At 71.2% G+C, this 17,208-nt stretch carries 21 protein-coding genes; 7 read left to right on the plus strand and 14 right to left on the minus strand.

Annotated features, from left to right (window positions below; genetic code table 11):
* Positions 1 to 6: 6 nt before the first annotated feature.
* The 4 genes from H5965_RS25255 to H5965_RS25270 all read right to left on the minus strand — a co-directional run bounded on the left by H5965_RS25255 (position 7) and on the right by H5965_RS25270 (position 2,495).
* Positions 7 to 609: a DUF4360 domain-containing protein gene (locus H5965_RS25255; protein ID WP_396136951.1), complete on the minus strand. Its 603-nt coding sequence runs from the start codon at positions 607 to 609 to the stop codon at positions 7 to 9.
* A 271-nt stretch (positions 610 to 880) separates the two neighbouring features.
* A complete protein-coding gene (locus H5965_RS25260; RefSeq protein WP_310972727.1) occupies positions 881 to 1,732 on the minus strand; it encodes a TIGR03560 family F420-dependent LLM class oxidoreductase in 852 nt (283 codons plus the stop codon).
* A 2-nt stretch (positions 1,733 to 1,734) separates the two neighbouring features.
* Positions 1,735 to 2,100, minus strand: a complete 366-nt coding sequence (locus tag H5965_RS25265; RefSeq protein ID WP_310972728.1) for a VOC family protein — start codon at positions 2,098 to 2,100, stop codon at positions 1,735 to 1,737.
* The gene (locus H5965_RS25270; protein WP_310972729.1) at positions 2,097 to 2,495 is read right to left on the minus strand and encodes a nuclear transport factor 2 family protein; all 399 of its coding nucleotides are present in this window, start codon (positions 2,493 to 2,495) and stop codon (positions 2,097 to 2,099) included. The genes H5965_RS25265 and H5965_RS25270 overlap by 4 nt, the downstream gene beginning before the upstream one ends.
* A 94-nt stretch (positions 2,496 to 2,589) precedes the next feature.
* On the opposite strand from H5965_RS25270, the gene H5965_RS25275 reads away from it, so the two are divergent.
* From H5965_RS25275 to H5965_RS25285, 3 genes are all read left to right on the plus strand, one after another.
* Complete coding sequence (locus tag H5965_RS25275) at positions 2,590 to 3,021, plus strand: MarR family winged helix-turn-helix transcriptional regulator (RefSeq protein ID WP_310972730.1); 432 nt, start codon at positions 2,590 to 2,592, stop codon at positions 3,019 to 3,021.
* Positions 3,022 to 3,185: 164 nt separating this feature from the next.
* The gene (locus H5965_RS25280; RefSeq protein ID WP_310972731.1) at positions 3,186 to 4,172 is read left to right on the plus strand and encodes a malate dehydrogenase; all 987 of its coding nucleotides are present in this window, start codon (positions 3,186 to 3,188) and stop codon (positions 4,170 to 4,172) included.
* A 127-nt stretch (positions 4,173 to 4,299) separates the two neighbouring features.
* Entirely contained in the window at positions 4,300 to 4,875 is a 576-nt protein-coding gene (locus H5965_RS25285; protein WP_310972732.1) for an ATP-dependent Clp protease proteolytic subunit, read from the plus strand.
* 127 nt (positions 4,876 to 5,002) lie between these two features.
* Here H5965_RS25285 and H5965_RS25290 read toward each other — a convergent pair whose 3' ends face one another.
* From H5965_RS25290 to H5965_RS25305, 4 genes are all read right to left on the minus strand, one after another.
* Positions 5,003 to 7,057, minus strand: coding sequence for a M3 family metallopeptidase (locus H5965_RS25290; RefSeq protein WP_310972733.1), 2,055 nt, complete (start codon positions 7,055 to 7,057; stop codon positions 5,003 to 5,005).
* A gap of 93 nt (positions 7,058 to 7,150) precedes the next feature.
* A complete protein-coding gene (locus H5965_RS25295) occupies positions 7,151 to 7,858 on the minus strand; it encodes a histidine phosphatase family protein (protein ID WP_310972734.1) in 708 nt (235 codons plus the stop codon).
* 83 nt (positions 7,859 to 7,941) lie between these two features.
* Entirely contained in the window at positions 7,942 to 8,784 is an 843-nt protein-coding gene (locus H5965_RS25300) for an undecaprenyl-diphosphate phosphatase (RefSeq protein WP_310972735.1), read from the minus strand.
* A gap of 1 nt (position 8,785) precedes the next feature.
* Positions 8,786 to 9,823: an LLM class F420-dependent oxidoreductase gene (locus H5965_RS25305; RefSeq protein WP_310972736.1), complete on the minus strand. Its 1,038-nt coding sequence runs from the start codon at positions 9,821 to 9,823 to the stop codon at positions 8,786 to 8,788.
* A gap of 86 nt (positions 9,824 to 9,909) precedes the next feature.
* Between H5965_RS25305 and H5965_RS25310 the strand changes: the two genes are divergently transcribed.
* The 3 genes from H5965_RS25310 to H5965_RS25320 all read left to right on the plus strand — a co-directional run bounded on the left by H5965_RS25310 (position 9,910) and on the right by H5965_RS25320 (position 12,211).
* Entirely contained in the window at positions 9,910 to 10,878 is a 969-nt protein-coding gene (locus H5965_RS25310) for an aldo/keto reductase (protein WP_310972737.1), read from the plus strand.
* 98 nt (positions 10,879 to 10,976) lie between these two features.
* Positions 10,977 to 11,990, plus strand: a complete 1,014-nt coding sequence (locus H5965_RS25315) for a hypothetical protein (RefSeq protein ID WP_310973209.1) — start codon at positions 10,977 to 10,979, stop codon at positions 11,988 to 11,990.
* Positions 11,987 to 12,211, plus strand: coding sequence for a DUF5703 family protein (locus tag H5965_RS25320; RefSeq protein ID WP_004561940.1), 225 nt, complete (start codon positions 11,987 to 11,989; stop codon positions 12,209 to 12,211). Before H5965_RS25315 ends, H5965_RS25320 begins: the two co-directional genes overlap by 4 nt.
* On the opposite strand, the gene H5965_RS25325 is transcribed toward H5965_RS25320, so the two are convergent.
* Genes H5965_RS25325 through H5965_RS25335 form a run of 3 tightly spaced genes read right to left on the minus strand, consistent with a single transcriptional unit; the run spans position 12,208 to position 13,934 of the window.
* Positions 12,208 to 12,936 (minus strand): SRPBCC domain-containing protein, encoded by a 729-nt coding sequence (locus tag H5965_RS25325; RefSeq protein ID WP_310972738.1) that lies wholly within the window; start codon positions 12,934 to 12,936, stop codon positions 12,208 to 12,210. The genes H5965_RS25320 and H5965_RS25325 overlap by 4 nt on opposite strands.
* A gap of 1 nt (position 12,937) precedes the next feature.
* Positions 12,938 to 13,525, minus strand: coding sequence for a helix-turn-helix domain-containing protein (locus H5965_RS25330; RefSeq protein WP_310972739.1), 588 nt, complete (start codon positions 13,523 to 13,525; stop codon positions 12,938 to 12,940).
* Positions 13,526 to 13,556: 31 nt separating this feature from the next.
* Positions 13,557 to 13,934: a MerR family transcriptional regulator gene (locus H5965_RS25335; protein ID WP_310972740.1), complete on the minus strand. Its 378-nt coding sequence runs from the start codon at positions 13,932 to 13,934 to the stop codon at positions 13,557 to 13,559.
* Between the two features lie 28 nt (positions 13,935 to 13,962).
* Between H5965_RS25335 and H5965_RS25340 the strand changes: the two genes are divergently transcribed.
* Positions 13,963 to 14,646, plus strand: coding sequence for a methyltransferase domain-containing protein (locus H5965_RS25340; protein WP_310972741.1), 684 nt, complete (start codon positions 13,963 to 13,965; stop codon positions 14,644 to 14,646).
* Positions 14,647 to 14,648: 2 nt separating this feature from the next.
* Here the strand turns inward: H5965_RS25340 and H5965_RS25345 are convergent, their stop codons facing one another.
* The 3 genes from H5965_RS25345 to H5965_RS25355 form a co-directional block, all read right to left on the minus strand.
* Positions 14,649 to 15,530, minus strand: a complete 882-nt coding sequence (locus H5965_RS25345) for an alpha/beta hydrolase (RefSeq protein WP_310972742.1) — start codon at positions 15,528 to 15,530, stop codon at positions 14,649 to 14,651.
* Complete coding sequence (locus tag H5965_RS25350; RefSeq protein ID WP_310972743.1) at positions 15,530 to 16,852, minus strand: M20/M25/M40 family metallo-hydrolase; 1,323 nt, start codon at positions 16,850 to 16,852, stop codon at positions 15,530 to 15,532. Before H5965_RS25350 ends, H5965_RS25345 begins: the two co-directional genes overlap by 1 nt.
* A gap of 120 nt (positions 16,853 to 16,972) precedes the next feature.
* Entirely contained in the window at positions 16,973 to 17,173 is a 201-nt protein-coding gene (locus tag H5965_RS25355) for an NYN domain-containing protein (RefSeq protein WP_310973211.1), read from the minus strand.
* Positions 17,174 to 17,208: the final 35 nt, after the last annotated feature.

The raw sequence follows: 17,208 nt of genomic DNA on the forward strand, positions 1-17,208 counted from the left end.
AGCCGATCACGGGCAGACGAGCCACGCGAAGTGGTACGTGGTGGTGATGCTGCCGTCGGTCGAGTCCATCGTGACGTAGCTCGTCGTCTTCTTCGGATCCGACGTCCCGGCCGCGGCCCGCAATTCCGTGTTGATGTTCAGGTTGCGTTCCTCACCGCAGGGCTTGAAGACGATGGCCCCGACCTCTGTTGAATCGGTGAAATGCCAGTCATCTTCGAACGGCCCGGCCAGCGGGTGCTGGATGTACGCCGTCGGAGAATTGCCCTGGAAATAGTAGTTGGCCCTTTCCAGGCCGGTCGCGCCGCGTTCCAGGTGCGCGAATCCGCGGTAGTCGGCCTGCGCGATTCCGTAGGTGAACCCCTGCGGCACGTGCACCCGCAGGCCGATCTGGCAGTTCTTCCGGGCGTCCAGCGGCCCGGCACCGACCCCGACCAACGCCGTGTAGGCGCTGTAGGTCACGGTGAACGCCGTATTGTCCTGCGAAACAGCCACGGCCGACGTGCCCGTCGGACACCCGGTGCCGATCGCGTTCACGACGTCGATGACGATTTTGTCGGGCGGCGGAGGAGTGTTCCACGAATGCGGGGTGACCACAGAGGACAGCGCCATTACGGCAGCAACGACCGCAGACAGCATCGGAATCCTTCCCAATACATTCAAATTGGGGACGGGGGCCGGACCATGGTAGCGAAAGGATCATGGAAGCAAACCCCGCTGAACGGAGCAACGCTGCACGACTCGTCCCACCAAGCGGCATTGCTCACGTTTCGACAATTTTCGTAAAGCCCATTCCGACGAGCGCGAATAAATGCGCGGAGAAAACGATTTCGCACCCCCGCTCCCCCGGCCGCCGACCACGATCACCCACGTGACGTCCGGCTCAGCCGATCAACGCCGCCGCCCGCCCCAGCGTCTCGACCCCCGCCACCGCCCACGGGCCGGCCGTGATCACCACCGCGTGGCCGACACCCCACCCGGCGAACTCCGCGCACCGCCGCGCGAACGACTCCGCCGGCTCACCCGGCGCCAGCCGCGTGCTGATCGTCTTCTCGATCTCCCCGTACGGCCGCCCCACCTCGTCGCAGTGGCGCCGCAGCACCGCCAGCTTGTGCCGCACCGTCCGCCCGCCGTCCGGGATGTCGAACACGTTGCACGCGTCGGCGTACTGCGCCACCAGCCGCAGCGTGCGCCGCTCGCCAGCCCCGCCGACGAGGATCCGCGGCCGCCGCACCGGCCGCGGCCGGCCGACCGGGCGCTCCAGCCGGTAGTGCTCGCCCTCGAACGGCGACTCGTCACCCGCCCACATCCGCAACGCCAGCCGCACGGTCTCCTCCACCCGCGCGAACCGCTCGCCCACCGGCGGGAAGGGCAGGCCCATCGCCCGCGCCTCCCCCTCGTGGTGACCGGCGCCGATGCCGAACCGGGCCCGCCCACCCGACAGGACGTCCAGCGTGGTGACCGCCTTCACCAGCAGCGCGGGCGGCCGGAAGGTCACCGCCGACACCATGGTGCCCAGCCCGATCCGGCTCGTCCGCCCGGCCAGGAAACCCAGCGTCGTGTAGGCCTCCAGCATGGCCGAGTCCGCGGAACTGTGCGGGTCGGCCTGCAGCAGGTGGTCGGCCACCCACAGCGTGTCCAAGCCGGCGTCCTCGGCCGCCACCGCGACAGCGGCGAGCTCGTCGGTCAGCTCGTCCGGCCACGAGAAGTCCGTGACCCCGATGCTCAAGCGCATGACTACTCCCTCGTCAGCAGTTCGAGGTTGTGGCCGTCGGGGTCGGCGAAGTACACCCCGCGCCCGCCGTTGAGTCCGTTGACCTCGCCGGGCCGCTCGTGGAACGGGTCCGCCCAGTACGGCACCCCGGCCGCCTCGATCCGCGCCATCGCCGCGTCGAACTCGTCGTCGCCGACCAGGAACGCGTAGTGCTGGCTCGTCACGCGCTCCACCTGCAGGAAGTCCAGCGTGACCCCGTTCGCGAGCCGGACCGGCACGAACGGCCCGGCCACCGGCCCGGTCCGCAGGCCCAGGATCCCGGCCAGGAACTCCGCCGACTTCCCGCGGTCCGTCGCGCACACGATCGTGTGGTTCAGTTCGACGCTCATCGCCCGCCACCACCCGGGACGAACGGCGCGCCGATCGGGCTCAGGTGGATCCCCGTCAGCCGCCACCGGTCGTCCGCGCGGACCAGCACGTGCGTCGCGCGGAAGCGGCCGTTCACCGGGTTCCCCCGATGGGTCGCCACCTGCTCGTGCACGCCGATCGCGATCGCCGTCCCGCCGAACTCCCGGACCTCGACCTCGGTCCAGTCCAGCTTCTCGGTCACCAGCCCGCCGCCGTCGTAGCGGGCCAGCCACTGGTCGCGGTCCAGCACGAACCCCAGCGGCCCGACCAGGCGGAACCCCTCGGCCGCCAGCCCCGCCAACGCCTCGGTGTCGCCACGTTCCTCCGCCGCCGCCCACTCCCGGCCGAACTCGCGGATCTGCTCTTCGGTGCTCATCACGGTCCCCTTCCGTTCGATGCCTCAACGTTAGAAGTCTAACTGTTAGATGTCAAACGCTTAGACCTCTCGGCATCTGCGTTAGAGTTCCGCCGTGCCCAAACCCGCCACCGCCCCCATCGGCGTCGTCCTCGCCCGCACCGCCAAAACCGCCGCCCGCGCCTTCGACCACGCCCTCGCCGCCGCCGGCGGCTCCCAGCCCGTCTGGCAGATCCTCATCTCCCTCAAAACCACCCCCGTCGCCAACCAGCGCGAACTCGCCGACGCCGTCGGCATCCAAGGCGCCACCCTCACCCACCACCTCAACGGCATGGAAGAAACCGGCCTCGTCACCCGCCGCCGCGACCCCGCCAACCGCCGCGTCCACCTCGTCGAACTCACCGACGACGGCGAACAGCTCTTCCACCGCCTCGCCACCGCCGCCATCGCCCACGACCAGCGCATGCGCCGCGGCCTCACCGACACCGAGATCGCCCAGCTCGCCGACCTCCTCACCCGCCTCGCCGCCAACGTCACCGACAACTGAAAAGCGAGCTCTGACAACCGGGGCTCCGCCCCGGGCCGGGGGCTCCGCCACCCGGACCCCCGAAAGCGATCCTCACAACAGTGACTGGACGCACCCGACCAGCAACGCCCAGGAGGGATAGGCTCCACCCACAAGCCAAAGTCGTCTCAAGCTGGAGAACCGCAATGACCCAAGCCCCCGTCAACGTGACCGTCACCGGCGCCGCCGGCCAGATCGGCTACGCGCTGCTCTTCCGCATCGCGTCCGGTCAGCTCCTCGGCCAGGACGTCCCGGTGAAGCTGCGGCTGCTCGAAATCCCGCAGGCGGTCAAGGCGGCCGAGGGCACCGCGATGGAGCTCGAAGACGGCGCGTTCCCCCTCCTCGCCGGCACCGACATCTTCGACGACCCCAAGCAGGCCTTCGAAGGCACCAACATCGCCCTCCTCGTCGGCGCCCGCCCCCGCAGCAAGGGCATGGAGCGCGGCGACCTCCTCGAAGCCAACGGCGGCATCTTCAAGCCCCAGGGCGAAGCCATCAACGCCGGCGCCGCCGACGACATCAAGGTCCTCGTCGTCGGCAACCCCGCCAACACCAACGCCCTCATCGCCCGCTCGCACGCCCCCGACGTGCCCGCCGACCGCTTCACCGCGATGACCCGCCTCGACCACAACCGCGCCCTCGCCCGGCTCGCCAAGAAGCTCGGCGTCCCGGTGACCGAACTCAAGAAGGTCGCCATCTGGGGCAACCACTCCGCCACCCAGTACCCCTCCGTCCAGCACGCCGAATTCGGCGGCAAGAGCATCGCCGACGCCGTCGACCAGGCCTGGCTCGAGAACGACTTCATCCCCACCGTCGCCAAGCGCGGCGCGGCCATCATCGAAGCCCGCGGCCTCTCCTCCGCCGCCTCGGCCGCCTCCGCCGCCATCGACCACGTCTACACCTGGGTCAACGGCACCCCCGCCGGCGACTGGACCTCCGCCGCCGTCGCCTCCGACGGCTCCTACGGCGTCCCCGAAGGCCTCATCTCGTCCTTCCCGGTCACCGCCGAGAACGGCCAGTACAAGATCGTCCAGAGCCTCGAGATCGACGACTTCTCCCGCGCCCGCATCGACGCCTCCGTCGCGGAACTCGTCGAAGAACGCGACACCGTGCAGAAGCTCGGCCTCATCTGAGCCTGCGCGCACCGAACCGGGGCCGCCGTCCACTGCGGACGGCGGCCCCTTTCGCGTCCGGCGAACACCGCACGCTCACAGCGAAACCGCCGCCCGCCATGCGATCTTCGGCCCTACCGTCGCCACCATGACCCTTCTCGCCGCACCCGACCTCCAAGCCCCCGGCCAGACCCTCAACGACTCGGTCTACGAACAGCTCCTGCGCGACCGCATCGTCTTCCTCGGCTCCGAAGTCAACGACGACATCGCCAACCGGATCATCGCCCAGCTGCTCCTGCTCGCCGCCGACGACCCCGCCAAGGACATCACCTTCTACATCAACTCCCCCGGCGGCTCGGTGACCGCCGGCATGGCCATCTACGACACCATGCAGCTCGTCAAACCCGACGTCGCCACCTGGGGCCTCGGCTTCGTCGCCTCCATGGGCCAATTCCTGCTCTCCTCCGGCACCCCCGGCAAGCGCTACCTGCTGCCCAACACCCGCATCGTCATGCACCAGCCCTCGGCCGGCATCAGCGGCGCCGCCACCGACATCGCCATCCAGGCCGAGGTCTTCGGCAAGATGAAACGCCGCATCGCCGAAATCACCGCGCGCCAGACGGGCCAGACCGTCGAGCGCATCACCGCCGACGCCGACCGCGACCGCTGGTTCGACGCGGACGAAGCCCTGACCTACGGCTTCGTCGACCACATCGTGGGCTGAGTTCCCCGTCTTTGCTGGTCTTTGTGCGCAAATGAGTGCCGGGGCGATTTTCGAAGAAAATCGCCCCGGCATATAGGTCGTTATACACTTTGTGAGGTCACCGAAGAGACCGGGTGTCGGGCGGGGTTCAGACGCCGCCGAGGCCTCGGCGGGCCAGCAGAGGCTCGATCTCCGGGTCGCGGCCGCGGAAGGCGCGGAAGGCGTCCATGGGGTCGATGCTCCCTCCCCTGCCGAGGAGGGTGCGGCGGAAGTGGTCGCCGTTGGCGCGGGTCAGTCCCCCGTTTTCGCGGAACCACTGGACGGTGTCGGCGTCGAGGACTTCGCTCCAGATGTAGGAGTAGTACCCGGCGCTGTAGCCGCCGCTGAAGATGTGGGCGAAGTACGTCGTGCGGTAGCGCGGCGGGATGGCGTCGACGGCCACACCGGCCTTCACCAGCGCCTCGGTTTCGAAGCGCTGCACGTCCCCCACCCGGTCGTCGACGCCGAGGCCGTGCCAGGCCTGGTCGAGCAGGGACGCCGCCAGGTACTCGGTGGTGGAGAACCCTTCGCCGTACTGCTGGGCGGCGAGCAGCTTGTCCACCTGCTCCTGCGGCAGCGCCTCGCCCGTCTCGTGGTGCTTCGCGTAGTGGGCCAGGACTTCCGGCCACAGCATCCACATCTCGTTGACCTGCGACGGGTATTCGACGAAGTCGCGGGGGACGTTGGTGCCGGAGAAGGTCGGGTAGCGGACCGAGGAGACCAGCGCGTGCAGGGCGTGGCCGAATTCGTGGAACGCGGTGACGAGCTCGTCGAAGGTGAGCAGGGTCGGCTCCCCCGCCGGCGGCTTGTTCACGTTCAGCACGTTGACCACGACCGTCTTGCGGTCCAGCAGCTCGGACTGGTCGACGAAGGTGTTCATCCAGGCGCCGCCGCGCTTGGCGTCGCGGGTGTAGAGGTCCAGCAGGTACAGGCCCAGCGGCGTGCCGTCGGCGTCGAAGACCTCGAAGGTCCGGACCTCCGGGTGGTACTTCGGCAGGTCGTCGCGCTCGGTGAAGGTGAGGCCGTACAGCTTCGTCGCGGCGAAGAAGACACCGTCGAGGTACACGCGGTCGGCCTCGAAGTAGGGGCGCAGGGCCTCGGTGTCGACCTCGAAGCGCTCGCGGCGGACCTGGGCGGCGTAGAACGGCCAGTCCGACGGCGCCAGCTTCGCGCCCGGCACGTCGGCTTCCAGCAGCTGCTGGAGTTCGGCGGCTTCGGCGCGGGCGTTCGCTACGGCCGCGGGTGCCAGCCGTTCCAGCAGCCCGGCGGCGGCTTCGGCCGTCTTCGCCGTCTCGTCGGCGATGACGTACGCGGCGTGGTTCGGGTAGCCGAGCAGGGCGGCTCGTTCCGCGCGCAGGCGGACGATCTCGGCGACGATCGCGTTGTTGTCGTTGGCGTTGCCGCGGTTGCCCCGCGCCATCGACGCGGTGTGGATGCGCTCCCGGACGTCCCGGTCGCGCAGGGTCTCCAGCGGCGACGCCTGGCTCGTCGGCAGGCTGAGCGTGAGCACGTACTTGCCGTCTTCGCCGCGGGCGGACGCCGCTTCGGCCGCGGTGGCGATCGCGCCGTCGCCGAAGCCGTCGAGCTCGGCGCGGTCGGCGATGACGACGGCCAGCTCGTTGGTGTCCTTGAGCAGGTTCTGCTGGAACTTCGTCTGCAGGGTGGACAGCTGCTCGTTCAGCTCGCGCAGGCGGGCCTGCTCGGCTTCGCCGAGGCCGGCACCGGCGCGGCTGAAGTCGGTGTGCCGCCGTTCCAGCAGCCGCAGCGACTCCTCGTCCAGCCCGAGCTCGCCTCGGCGCGCGTGGAGGGCGTCGATCCGGGCGAACAGCTGCGGGTTCAGGTGGATGGCGTCGTGGTGGGCGGCCAGCTTCGGCGCGAACTCCGCCTGGATGGCCTGGATCTCGTCGGTGCTGTTGGAGCCGGACAGGTTGTAGAACACGCTCGCCACCCGGCCCAGCAGCTCACCGGCGCGTTCGAGGGCCACGATGGTGTTCTCGAACGTCGGCTCGGCGTCCTGCGCCGCGATCTGCTCGATCTCCGCCGCGTGATCGGCGAGGCCGGCCTCGAACGCGGGCCGGTAGTGCTCGTCGGAGATCCGGTCGAAGGGCGGCAGGGCGTAGGGCAGCTCGCTGGGTGCGGCGAACGGGTTGTCCGGCGAAATCATCGGGCAGGCTCCTGGTCGGGGACAGACACTCGGTCTTGCCACCCTACGGGGTCGGCCGGGGTCGATGTCAGCGCTTTCCGGAGGTGGCCGGGGTCACCGCCCCGTGGTACCGCCCACCACGGCGTCGCTGCTCGACGCGGCCTTCTTGCCCTTCTTCGGCTTCGGTTCCGGCGGCACGATGCCCCGCAGGTCCCCGCCGTGGTCGTTGACGCGCATCACGAAGGGCCGCGTCTCGGTGTAGCGCACGACGGAGATGGACGCCGGGTCGACGACGATCCGCTGGAAGGCGTCGAGGTGCTGGCCGAGCGCGTCGGCGAGGATGGATTTGATGACGTCCCCGTGGCTGCAGAGCAGCCAGACGGCGTGGTCCCCGTGCTCGGCGGAGATCCGCCGGTCGTGCGCACGGACGGCGGCGACCGAGCGGGCCTGCATCTGGGCCAGGCCCTCGCCGCCGGGGAACACCGCGGCCGAGGCGTGCGCCTGCACGACCCGCCACAGCGGTTCCTTGGCGAGGTGCTTGAGCTCCTTGCCGGTCCAGTCGCCGTAGTCCACTTCGGACAACCCGGGCTCGACGACCTTGTCGAGCCCCCTGGCCGCCGCCAGGGGGCCGACGGTCTGCTTGCACCGCAGCATCGGCGACACGACGAGCCCGGCCAGTGGCACGCCGTCGAGCCGTCCGACGAGCTTCTCCGCCTGGGCGCGGCCGGTGTCGTCGAGGTTGACCTTCGGGGAGCGCCCGGCCAGGATGCCGGACCCGTTGGCCGTCGACTTGCCGTGCCGGAGGAGGATCACCGTACTCACGGGGCCCACCCTACGTGGGAGGTCGCGAATGACTCATTCGCGACCTCCCACGTCCCGAATGAGTCATTCGCGACACCGGCGCGTCAGTGACCGACCGGGCCCGCGTTCGGGTCCAGCACGCCGCTGAAGATCAGCACGAACAGGAGGACGCCCAGCACCAGCCGGTAGACCACGAACGGCACGAAGCTGCGCTTCTTGATGTACGCCATCAGCCAGGCGATCACCGCGTACCCCACGCCGAACGCGACCAGCGTGGCCAGGATCGTCGGGCCCCACTGGGCGGGCACGTCGCCCGAGCCGATGTCCTTGAGCTTGTACACGCCCGACCCGAACACTGCCGGCAGCGCCAGCAGGAACGAGTACTCCGCCGCCTCCGCGCGGGTGTAGCCGAGCAGCAGGCCCGCGCTCGTCGTGCCACCCGAACGGGACACGCCCGGGATCAGGGCCAGCGCCTGCGCGAACCCGAACCCGAGGCCGTGCGGCACGGTGAGGTCGTCCAGCGTGCGCTCCTGCTTGCCGATCCGGTCGGCGATCAGCAGGATCACGCCGAACACGATGAGCACCGTCGCGGTGATCCGAAGGTCGCGGAACGCGCTGTCGATCTCGTCCTGCAGCAGCAGGCCGAGCACCACGATCGGGAGCGAGCCGACGATGATCAGCCAGCCGAGGCGGGCGTCCGGGTCGCGGCGCCACTCCGCCTTGTACAGCGAGAAGAACCAGGCCCGCAGGATCTTCCCGATCTTGGGCCCGAAGTAGATGATCACCGCCAGCTCGGTGCCGATCTGGGTGACGGCGGTGAACGCCGCGCCCGGGTCGTCCCAGCCGGCCAGCGCCGCGACGATCCGCAGGTGCGCGCTCGACGAAATCGGCAGGAACTCCGTCAGGCCCTGGACCAGGCCCAGGACGAGTGCTTCGAACCACCCCACGTCAGGCCACCCCCGCCAGCTCGAGCGCCTCGGCGGCCGTGCGCAACGCCGAGGCCGGCTCCGGGCCGTAGGGCGACACCGACAGGGTCGTCACGCCGGCTTCGGCGTATTCCGTCATCTTCTCCGCGATCCGTTCCTTCGGGCCCAGCAGCGACGTCGCGTCGAGGAACTCGGCCGGCACCGCCGCCATCGCCCCCGCCCGGTCGCCCGCCAGGTACTTCTCCTGCACTTCGGCGGCCTCGGCCGCGAATCCCATCCGGCACGCCAGCCGGTTGTAGAAGTTCTTCTCCTTGCTCCCCATCCCCCCGAGGTAGAGCGCCGCGTAACCGCGGACGGCGTCCGCGCTCCTCCGCCAGTCCTCGCCCGGCACCAGCGGCACCGAAGGGACGACGTCGAAGCCGTCCAGGTTGCGTCCGGCCCGCTCGGCGCCGGCGCGGACGTGGGCCAGCTGCTCCCCCGCGTGGGCCGGCGAGAAGAACACCGGCAGCCAGCCGTCGGCGATCTCGCCGGCCAGCTCCAGGTTCTTCGGGCCGATCGCGGCCAGGTACAGCGGGAGGTGCTTGCGGGCCGGGCGGACGGTCAGCCGCAGCGCCTTGCCCGGGCCGTCCGGCAGCGGCAGCGTGAAGTGCTCGCCCTCGAACCGCACCCGCTCCCGCCGCAACGCCGAACGCACGATCGAGGCGTACTCCCGGGTCCGGCCCACCGGAGAGGTGAACCGCACGCCGTGCCAGCCCTCGGACACCTGCGGGCCGGACACGCCGAGGCCGAGCCGGAACCGGCCGCCCGACAGCGTGTCCAGCGTCGCGGCGGTCATCGCCGTCATCGCCGGGGTGCGGGCCGGGATCTGCAGCACGGCGGCACCGACGTCGATCCGCGACGTCCGCGCCGCGATCCAGGTGAGCACGGTCACCGCGTCCGAGCCGTAGGCCTCCGCGGCCCACACGACCGCGTAGCCGAGGTCCTCCGCCTGTTTCGCCAGGGCCAGGTTGGCGGGGTCGTTCCCCGCTCCCCAGTAGCCGAGATTCAGTCCGAGTCGCACGGGGCCAGACCCTAACGGGGGCCTTGATCGCGACACGACTCACCTTGGTCTCCTCCGGACGGGGCAGCCCACTAGGCTCGGCGGTCGTGGAAAAGCGACTGCTCGGCCGCTCGGGACTGCGCGTCTCCCGTATGGCGCTCGGCACCATGACCTGGGGTGGCGACACCGACGCGGAGGAGGCCGCCAGCCAGCTGGTCGCCTTCGTCGACGCCGGCGGCACCCTGGTGGACACGGCCGACATCTACGGCGAGGGCGAGAGCGAGCGGGTGCTCGGCTCGCTGCTCGGCGACCTCGTGCCCCGCGAAGACGTCGTCCTCGCGACGAAGGCCGTCGCCAAGCGCACCGACGGGCCGTTCGGCGGCGGTGCCTCCCGCGGCGCCCTGCTCACCGCGCTCGACGGCTCGCTCAAGCGGCTCGGCACCGACCACATCGACCTGTGGCAGCTGCACGCCTGGGACGACTGCGTGCCGCTCGCCGAGACCCTCGCCGCCCTCGAGTACGCCGTGACCAGCGGAAAGGTCCGCTACGTCGGCGTCTCGAACTACGCCGGCTGGCAGCTGGCCACCGCCGCCGCGGGCGCCTCGGCCCTCGCGCCGATCGTCTCCACCCAGGTCGAGTACTCGCTGCTGGAACGCGGGGTGGACCGCGAGGTCGTCCCCGCGGCCGCGCACCACGGCATCGGGCTGCTCCCGTGGGCACCGCTCGGCCGCGGCGTGCTGACCGGCAAGTACCGCACCGGCACCCCCGCCGACTCCCGCGGCGCGAACAGCGCCTACGCCGGGTACGTCGAGCACCACCGCACCGACCGCGCCGCCCGGATCGTGCAGGCGGTCGCGACCGCCGCCGACGGCCTTGGCACGTCCCCGCTGGCCGTGGCCCTGGCCTGGGTCCGCGACCGGCCCGGCGTCGTCGCCCCGGTGGTCGGCGCCCGGGACACCGGCCAGCTCACCGGCTCGCTGACGGCGGAGGACATCACCCTCCCGCCCGCCATCCGGTCCGCGCTCGACGACGTCAGCGCGATCGAGGTCGGCTACCCCGAACGCTGGCCGCGGTGAGCGCCAGGTGTCTGTTCGGTGACACGCACGTGACGGCACGGGGATCGAGGAGCATGCTGGTGAAGACCGACCGCCGAGGGACAACTGGAGGCCGCAACGTGCATCGGCTCGCCGCCGTGTCGTGGCTCGCGCTCCCGCTCGCCGGTGCCCTGGTGCTCTCGGGCTGCTCGTCGGCCAAGTCGACCTCCGACGACCTGCAGGTCGTCGCGAACCCGACCGCCGCGCGCCCGGCCGTCTCCCCCGCCGTGACCGTGCCGCCGGCCGGTCAGGTCCTCCGCGACGGCTCGGTGTCGGCTGTCGCCGTGGACGCGAAGACCTCGACCCTCGTCGTTGCGGTTTCTTCGCCACCGGCTCTGCGCCTGTATGACTTGAACGCACTCGCGTCCCCCCCGGTGAATATGCCGTTATACAGTGCTGCGTCCCGGCTGACGGTGTCGCCGGGGCGGGTGGAGATCGCCGAGCCCGGTCGGGGTGTGGTGCAGCAGCTGACGTTGCCGGACCGGAAGCTGACCGAGACGAAGACCGGCGGGCAGCCGGCTTCGAGCATCGCCTACGGGGCCGATCGCCTGGTCGCGATGGGCGCGGGCAAGGACATCCGGGTGCTGCCGGCCACGGGTCCGGCACGGACGATCGGCGGGCAGCTCTACAGCGCCGACGACGTGGTCGACACCGGGGACGGCGTGGTGGTGCTGGATCGGCTGCGGACCGCGGTGTTCTCCGTCGACGTCGCCGCCGGGAAGGTCGACGAAGGCTTGCGGGCGGGCGACGGCGCCGCGAACGCCGTGGCGGACTCTTATGGGCGCGTGCTGGTGACCGACGCCCGCGCGGGGGCGCTGCTGGCGTTCTCGGCCGGCCCGCTGATCCTGAAGCAGCGTTACCCGGTGCCCGGCGGCGCGTACGGGATCGCCTACGACGCCGCGCGGAGCCTGGCGTGGGTGACGCTCACCGAACGGAACGAAGTGGTCGGGTTCGACGTCCGCGGCGGCGAGCCCGTGGAGAAGTACCGGTTCCCCACCGTGCGCCAGCCGGACTCGGTGGGGGTGGACGAGAAGAGCGGCCGGGTGATCGTCGGCTCGGCGGCCGGAGAAGGGACCCAGGTGATCCAGCCATGACAGCGGTCAGCGAGGCGGTGGTCGAAGGGGATTGGGAGTATCGCCGTCTGCACCTCCCCCCGGGCGTGTCCCGGCGTGCGGCGGCGATCCAGCTCTCCATCCACGCGGAGTTCGCGGGCTGGGAACTGCGCACCGTGCGGCTCTACGCCGACGGCACGCGCCGGGTCTGGCTCCGCCGCAAGAAGACGGCGCAGAGCCTCCCCGGCGCCCTCCCGACCTAACCGAGCACGCGGTTCAGCCAGTCGCCCCAGGTCTTCTCCTCGACGTCCGCGTCGGCTCCCGGGGCGAACAAGTGGTGGCAGGCGACCATCGCGCCCTGGAAGCCGCGGACGAACCGGAACATCGCGTCCGGCGTCCGGATGCCCACCGTCTGGTCGTTCACGGCGTAGACCACGCCTCCCCCGCCGAGCCGGACCCGGTCGCCTTCGGACGGGCGCGCCGGCAGTCCCAGCTCGGCGCCCAGCCGCGTCCATGCCTCGTCCCAGTCCGCGACCGGCGGGCCGAACGCGGTGACCGGGGTGGCCTTCCGGCCCACGAAGTGCGTCACGTACTCGACCAGCGTGCGGAAGAACAGGTCGCCGCCCGCGGTCATCGCCTCGAACTCGTCCTCCCAGTCGTCGCCCGGCAGGAAGCCGCTGGTGACGCAGCGGAGCACCGTGCTGCCGCCGCCGCGGCCCTCGATGAGGAATTCGTACGCGATCCGGCGTCCGTCCGGTGCGGTGTCGCTGCCGTAGGCGAGCTTCTCCGCCGGGTCCCACTCGCTGATCCGGAACTCGGGCCGGTAGGCCCCGAAGGCGCCGCGGATCGTGCCGCCGCTGCCGCCCTCGACCTCGTTGCGGCCCATGAACCAGGAGTCGATGCCCGGGCCGGTCGCGATGGCTTCCCACACCTGCTCCGGCGTCGCCCCGACTTCGGCGGCGTCGGTCAGTTCGAACTCGTACCCCACTTCAGGACTCCTCCGGGACGCTCGGGTGCACGGCGACGACCACCCGGTGCGAGCGGCCCTTCTCGGCCGCCTCGTCGTGGTACCTCCCCACCAGCGTGGTGACCGCGGCCGTGAGCTCCTCGGCGAACGCGGCCCGGTCGGCGGCGGAGGCGAACCGCACCTCGCCGTCGAGCGCGAACGTCGCCAGGCGCTGCTTGGCCTTGGCCGCGCCGGTGATCAGCAGGCCGACGTCCCGCACGAGCCGGCCGGCGACGGCGAGCAGCCACCGCGCCGAGAGCCGGTCCGGTGAGCGGGCCGGGTCCGGCTGCACCGCGGCCAGCGCCGTCGGCGAGATGACGTACGAGGCCGCCGTCGCCCGCATCATCCGCTCGGTGACGTTGCCCTTGCGGCGTTCCTCGACCAGTTCGACCAGGCCGTGGCTCTCCAGCGCGCGCAGGTGGTAGTTGACCTTCTGGCGCGGCAGGCCGACGCGCGCGGCGAGCATGGTCGCCGAGGCCGGTTCGGCCAGTTCGGCCAGCAGCCGGGCCCGGACCGGGTCCAGCGACACCTCGGCCGCCGCCGCGTCTTCGATCACCGCCACGGGAAACATGCGCCCAGCATCCAGCCGAACAGAGAAGTTGTCAAGAACGATCGAGCTGTCGGTCGATGAGGGTCTGGAAGTGCGGGCAGCTCATGAGGTCCTCGTGCCGGCAGTCACCCTCGATCAGCTCGAGCGCGGCCTGGGCGCGCGCGATCCGGGTCCGGAGCCGCTCCCGCTGGCGGGCCGCCATCGCCGCCCGCCCGGCCGCGGACCGGTCGGTCAGCATCGAACGGATGTCCGCGAGCTCGAACCCGGCTTCCTTGGCGACCAGGATCGCGGCCACCCGCCGGAGGTCCGCGTCGGTGTACCGGCGCCGGCTGCCGGCGCGGGCGGGGGTCAGCAGCCCTTCCGCCTCCCAGTAGCGCAGCACGTGGGCCGGCAGCCCGAACCGGGCCGCCACTTCGCCGATTGACTTCATGTCGGCATTAAGTCGCAGGATGGGTCGCATGTCCACGTTGCTGAGCCTCCTCGACGCCCTCGACGACCGCCCGCAAGCCGTCCACCTGCGGGAACGTACTTACGAAGGACTTGGTGACGTCGTGGTCGACGTCGGCTGCGGCGGCGGGCGGGCCGTCGGCGAGCTGGCCGCCCGCGGGGTGCGGGCCATCGGCGTCGACGCCGACCCGGCCATGATCTCGGTGGCGGCCGCGCGCTGGCCGGACGGCGAGTTCCACGTCGCCGACGCGACCGCCCTGCCCCTCGACGACGGCGCGGTCACCGGCTACCGCGCCGACAAGGTCCTGCACGTCCTGCCCGACCCCGCGCTCGCGGTCGCCGAGGCCCGCCGCGTCCTGGCCCCGGGCGGCCGCGCGGTGCTCACCGGCCAGGACTGGGACACGATCGTCATCGACTCGGACGATCCGGCGCGCACCCGCGCGATCGTCCACACGCGAGCGGACGGCATGCCACACCCGCGGATCGCGCGGCGGTACCGGAACCTGTTGCTGGACCACGGGTTCACGCAGGTGACGGTCGAGGTTCACACGGTGGTGTGGACGGACGTGGCGGCCCTGCCGGTCTTGGCCAACCTCGGCGGCGACGGCACCTGGCTGGAGGAGCAGTCGGCCCGCGCCCGCGACGACCGGCTGTTCGTCGCGGTGCCGATGTTCGTCGCCACCGGCACCCGCTGACCTCAGGCGCGCCGGCTCGCGTTCACCAGCGCGACCACCCGCGGCAGCACCTGGGCCGCGGCCTCCAGCGGGACGACGTGGCCCACCCCCGGCAGCACCACCGCCGTCCCGTTGCCGAGGCCGCGGACCCAGTGCTCCACATCGGACGCGCGGACGATCCGGTCGCGCTCCCCCACGATCGCCGTCACCGGGAGGTCGGCGACCTGGGCCAGCGCCGCGTCGCGCGCGTAGGCGTCCATGGCCGGGCGGAACACCGACACCGTGTGGGGCCAGTTGCCGCGGATCATCTTGACCGTCAGCTCGACCAGGTCCGGGTCCGGGTCGTCGCCGAAGAGCCACCAGCGCAGGCCCGCGCTGACCGCCCGGCTGGTGTGCTCGCGCACCACGCCGAACAGCTTCGAGCCGAGCACCGCTTCGAGGTCGCGGGCCAGCTTGCCCAGCGCGTTCGGCCAGGTCGCCGACACCTCGGTGGCGAGGGTGCCCGACGACGTCGCCAGCAGCACCAGCCCCGACACCCGCTCGGAGAACAACGCCGGGTGCCGCTGGGACAGCGACATGATCGCCAGGCCGCCCATGTCGTGGCCGACCAGCACCACCCGGCCGTCGGGCACCTCGCGGGTCAGCAGCTCGGCGAGGTCGTCGCCGAGCTGGGCCATGGTCGCGGTGCCGCGGCGGGCCCGCCCGGAGCCGCCGTGACCGCGCTGGTCGAAGGTCAGCACGGCCACCGGCCCGTCGGCGGCGTCCGGCACCAGTGGCGCGATACGGCCCCAGCTGCGCTGGTCGAGCGCGTAGCCGTGGACGAACACCACGGTCACCGGCGCGGCCGGGTCGCCCCTGCGGATCACCTGCAGGGGCGTGCCGTCGGCGAGCGCGAACCCGGTCATCAGCTGGTGCGCAGGAACCGGTCGAGTACGCGGGTGCCGAACTTCAGCGCCTCCACCGGGACCCGCTCGTCGACGCCGTGGAACAGCGCCGAGAAGTCGAGGTCCGCGGGCAGCTTGAGCGGCGCGAAGCCGAAGTTGCGGATGCCCAGCTCCTGGAACGACTTCGCGTCGGTGCCGCCGGACAGCATGTACGGCAGCGTCTTCGCGCCCGGGTCCTCGGCCAGGACCGCCGCGGTCATGGCGTCCACGAGCGCGCCGTCGAAGGTGGTCTCGACCGGCGGGAGCTCCATCCACTCCTTCTCGATGTCCGGGCCGAGCAGCTCGTCCAGCTCGCGGTCGAAGGCCTCCAGCCGGCCTGGCAGGATCCGACAGTCGACCGCGGCCTCGGCGACGGACGGGATGACGTTCGACTTGTACCCGGCGGTGAGCATGGTCGGGTTGGCCGTGTCGCGCAGGGTCGCGCCGATCATCCGGGAGATGTTGCCCAGCTTGGCGACCGAGCCCTCCAGGTCGTCCTCGGGGAAGTCCCAGCCGGTGATCTCGGTGACGCCGGCCAGGAACTCCTTCACCGAGTCGGTCAGCACCAGCGGGAACCGGTGGTTGCCGAGCTTCGCCACGGCCTCGGACAGCTTCGTGACCGCGTTGTCGCGGTGGATCATCGAGCCGTGCCCGGCGGTGCCGCGCACGCGCAGCTTCATCCAGCGGATGCCCTTCTCCGCCGTCTCGATCAGGTAGGCGCGGACGTCGTCCTTGAGCGTGATCGAGAAGCCCCCGACCTCACTGATCGCCTCGGTGACACCCTCGAACAGCTCGGGCCGGTTCTCGACCAGCCACTGCGCGCCGTACTTGCCACCGGCCTCTTCGTCGGCCAGGAAGGCGAAGACGAGGTCCCGCGGCGGCACGATGTTGTTCAGCTTGTAGTGCCGGGCCAGCGCGAGCGCCATCGCGCACATGTCCTTCATGTCGACCGCGCCGCGGCCCCAGACGTAGCCGTCCTGGATCGCCCCGGAGAAGGGGTGCACCGACCACTCCGACGCGTCGGCGGGCACGGCGTCGAGGTGACCGTGGATGAGCAGGGCGCCCCGCTCGCGGTCGGCGCCTTCGAGCCGCACGATCACGTTGTGCCGGTTCTTCCCGCCCGACTCGACGTAGGTGATCTCGTAGCCGGCGTCGGTCAGCTTCTCCGCCACGTACTCCGCCGCCGCCCGCTCGCCGACCAGCGTGTCGGGATCGCCGGTGTTGGTCGTGTCGATGCGGATGAGCTCGCTGGTCAGCGTGACGGCCTCGGCCGCGGCGGCTTCGATCAGGTTCGGTTCGGTCACCGGCCATTCCTATCATTGGCGCCGTCGGACGCGCTGGCCGTGGGAACAGGCTGAGCTCGGCCGTCCGACCGGCCGAGTACGACGTTATACAGACTGGGCCTGCTGTCGCCGGTCGCGCACTTAGATGAACTTGTCGCACGCCGCGACGAACGGCTTGGGCGTCTTGCGTTCGCCGAAGCCGTACACGGTCAGGCCCGATTCGCGCAGGCGCGCCGCCAGCCGGGTGAAGTCGGTGAATCCGTCCCGGCCGGCCCGGGTGCATCCTGCCCGAACCGGGGACCCGGCGCGCTCCGGTCTCCCAGCGCGTCGCGAACATGAAATAGATTCGGCTACTTGCCGGTACGATCACTCCCCAC

Source organism: Amycolatopsis sp. 505 (genome assembly GCF_031625235.1).
Lineage (GTDB): Bacteria > Actinomycetota > Actinomycetes > Mycobacteriales > Pseudonocardiaceae > Amycolatopsis.

Bases quoted from the DNA above. Each gene is read 5' to 3' on its own strand.
- H5965_RS25255 (WP_396136951.1), bottom strand. From the start codon at position 609: ATGGCGCTGTCCTCTGTGGTCACCCCGCATTCGTGGAACACTCCTCCG.
- H5965_RS25260 (WP_310972727.1), bottom strand. From the start codon at position 1,732: ATGCGCTTGAGCATCGGGGTCACGGACTTCTCGTGGCCGGACGAGCTG.
- H5965_RS25265 (WP_310972728.1), bottom strand. From the start codon at position 2,100: ATGAGCGTCGAACTGAACCACACGATCGTGTGCGCGACGGACCGCGGG.
- H5965_RS25270 (WP_310972729.1), bottom strand. From the start codon at position 2,495: ATGAGCACCGAAGAGCAGATCCGCGAGTTCGGCCGGGAGTGGGCGGCG.
- H5965_RS25280 (WP_310972731.1), top strand. From the start codon at position 3,186: ATGACCCAAGCCCCCGTCAACGTGACCGTCACCGGCGCCGCCGGCCAG.
- H5965_RS25285 (WP_310972732.1), top strand. From the start codon at position 4,300: ATGACCCTTCTCGCCGCACCCGACCTCCAAGCCCCCGGCCAGACCCTC.
- H5965_RS25290 (WP_310972733.1), bottom strand. From the start codon at position 7,057: ATGATTTCGCCGGACAACCCGTTCGCCGCACCCAGCGAGCTGCCCTAC.
- H5965_RS25320 (WP_004561940.1), top strand. From the start codon at position 11,987: ATGACAGCGGTCAGCGAGGCGGTGGTCGAAGGGGATTGGGAGTATCGC.
- H5965_RS25330 (WP_310972739.1), bottom strand. From the start codon at position 13,525: ATGTTTCCCGTGGCGGTGATCGAAGACGCGGCGGCGGCCGAGGTGTCG.
- H5965_RS25335 (WP_310972740.1), bottom strand. From the start codon at position 13,934: ATGAAGTCAATCGGCGAAGTGGCGGCCCGGTTCGGGCTGCCGGCCCAC.
- H5965_RS25340 (WP_310972741.1), top strand. From the start codon at position 13,963: ATGTCCACGTTGCTGAGCCTCCTCGACGCCCTCGACGACCGCCCGCAA.
- H5965_RS25345 (WP_310972742.1), bottom strand. From the start codon at position 15,530: ATGACCGGGTTCGCGCTCGCCGACGGCACGCCCCTGCAGGTGATCCGC.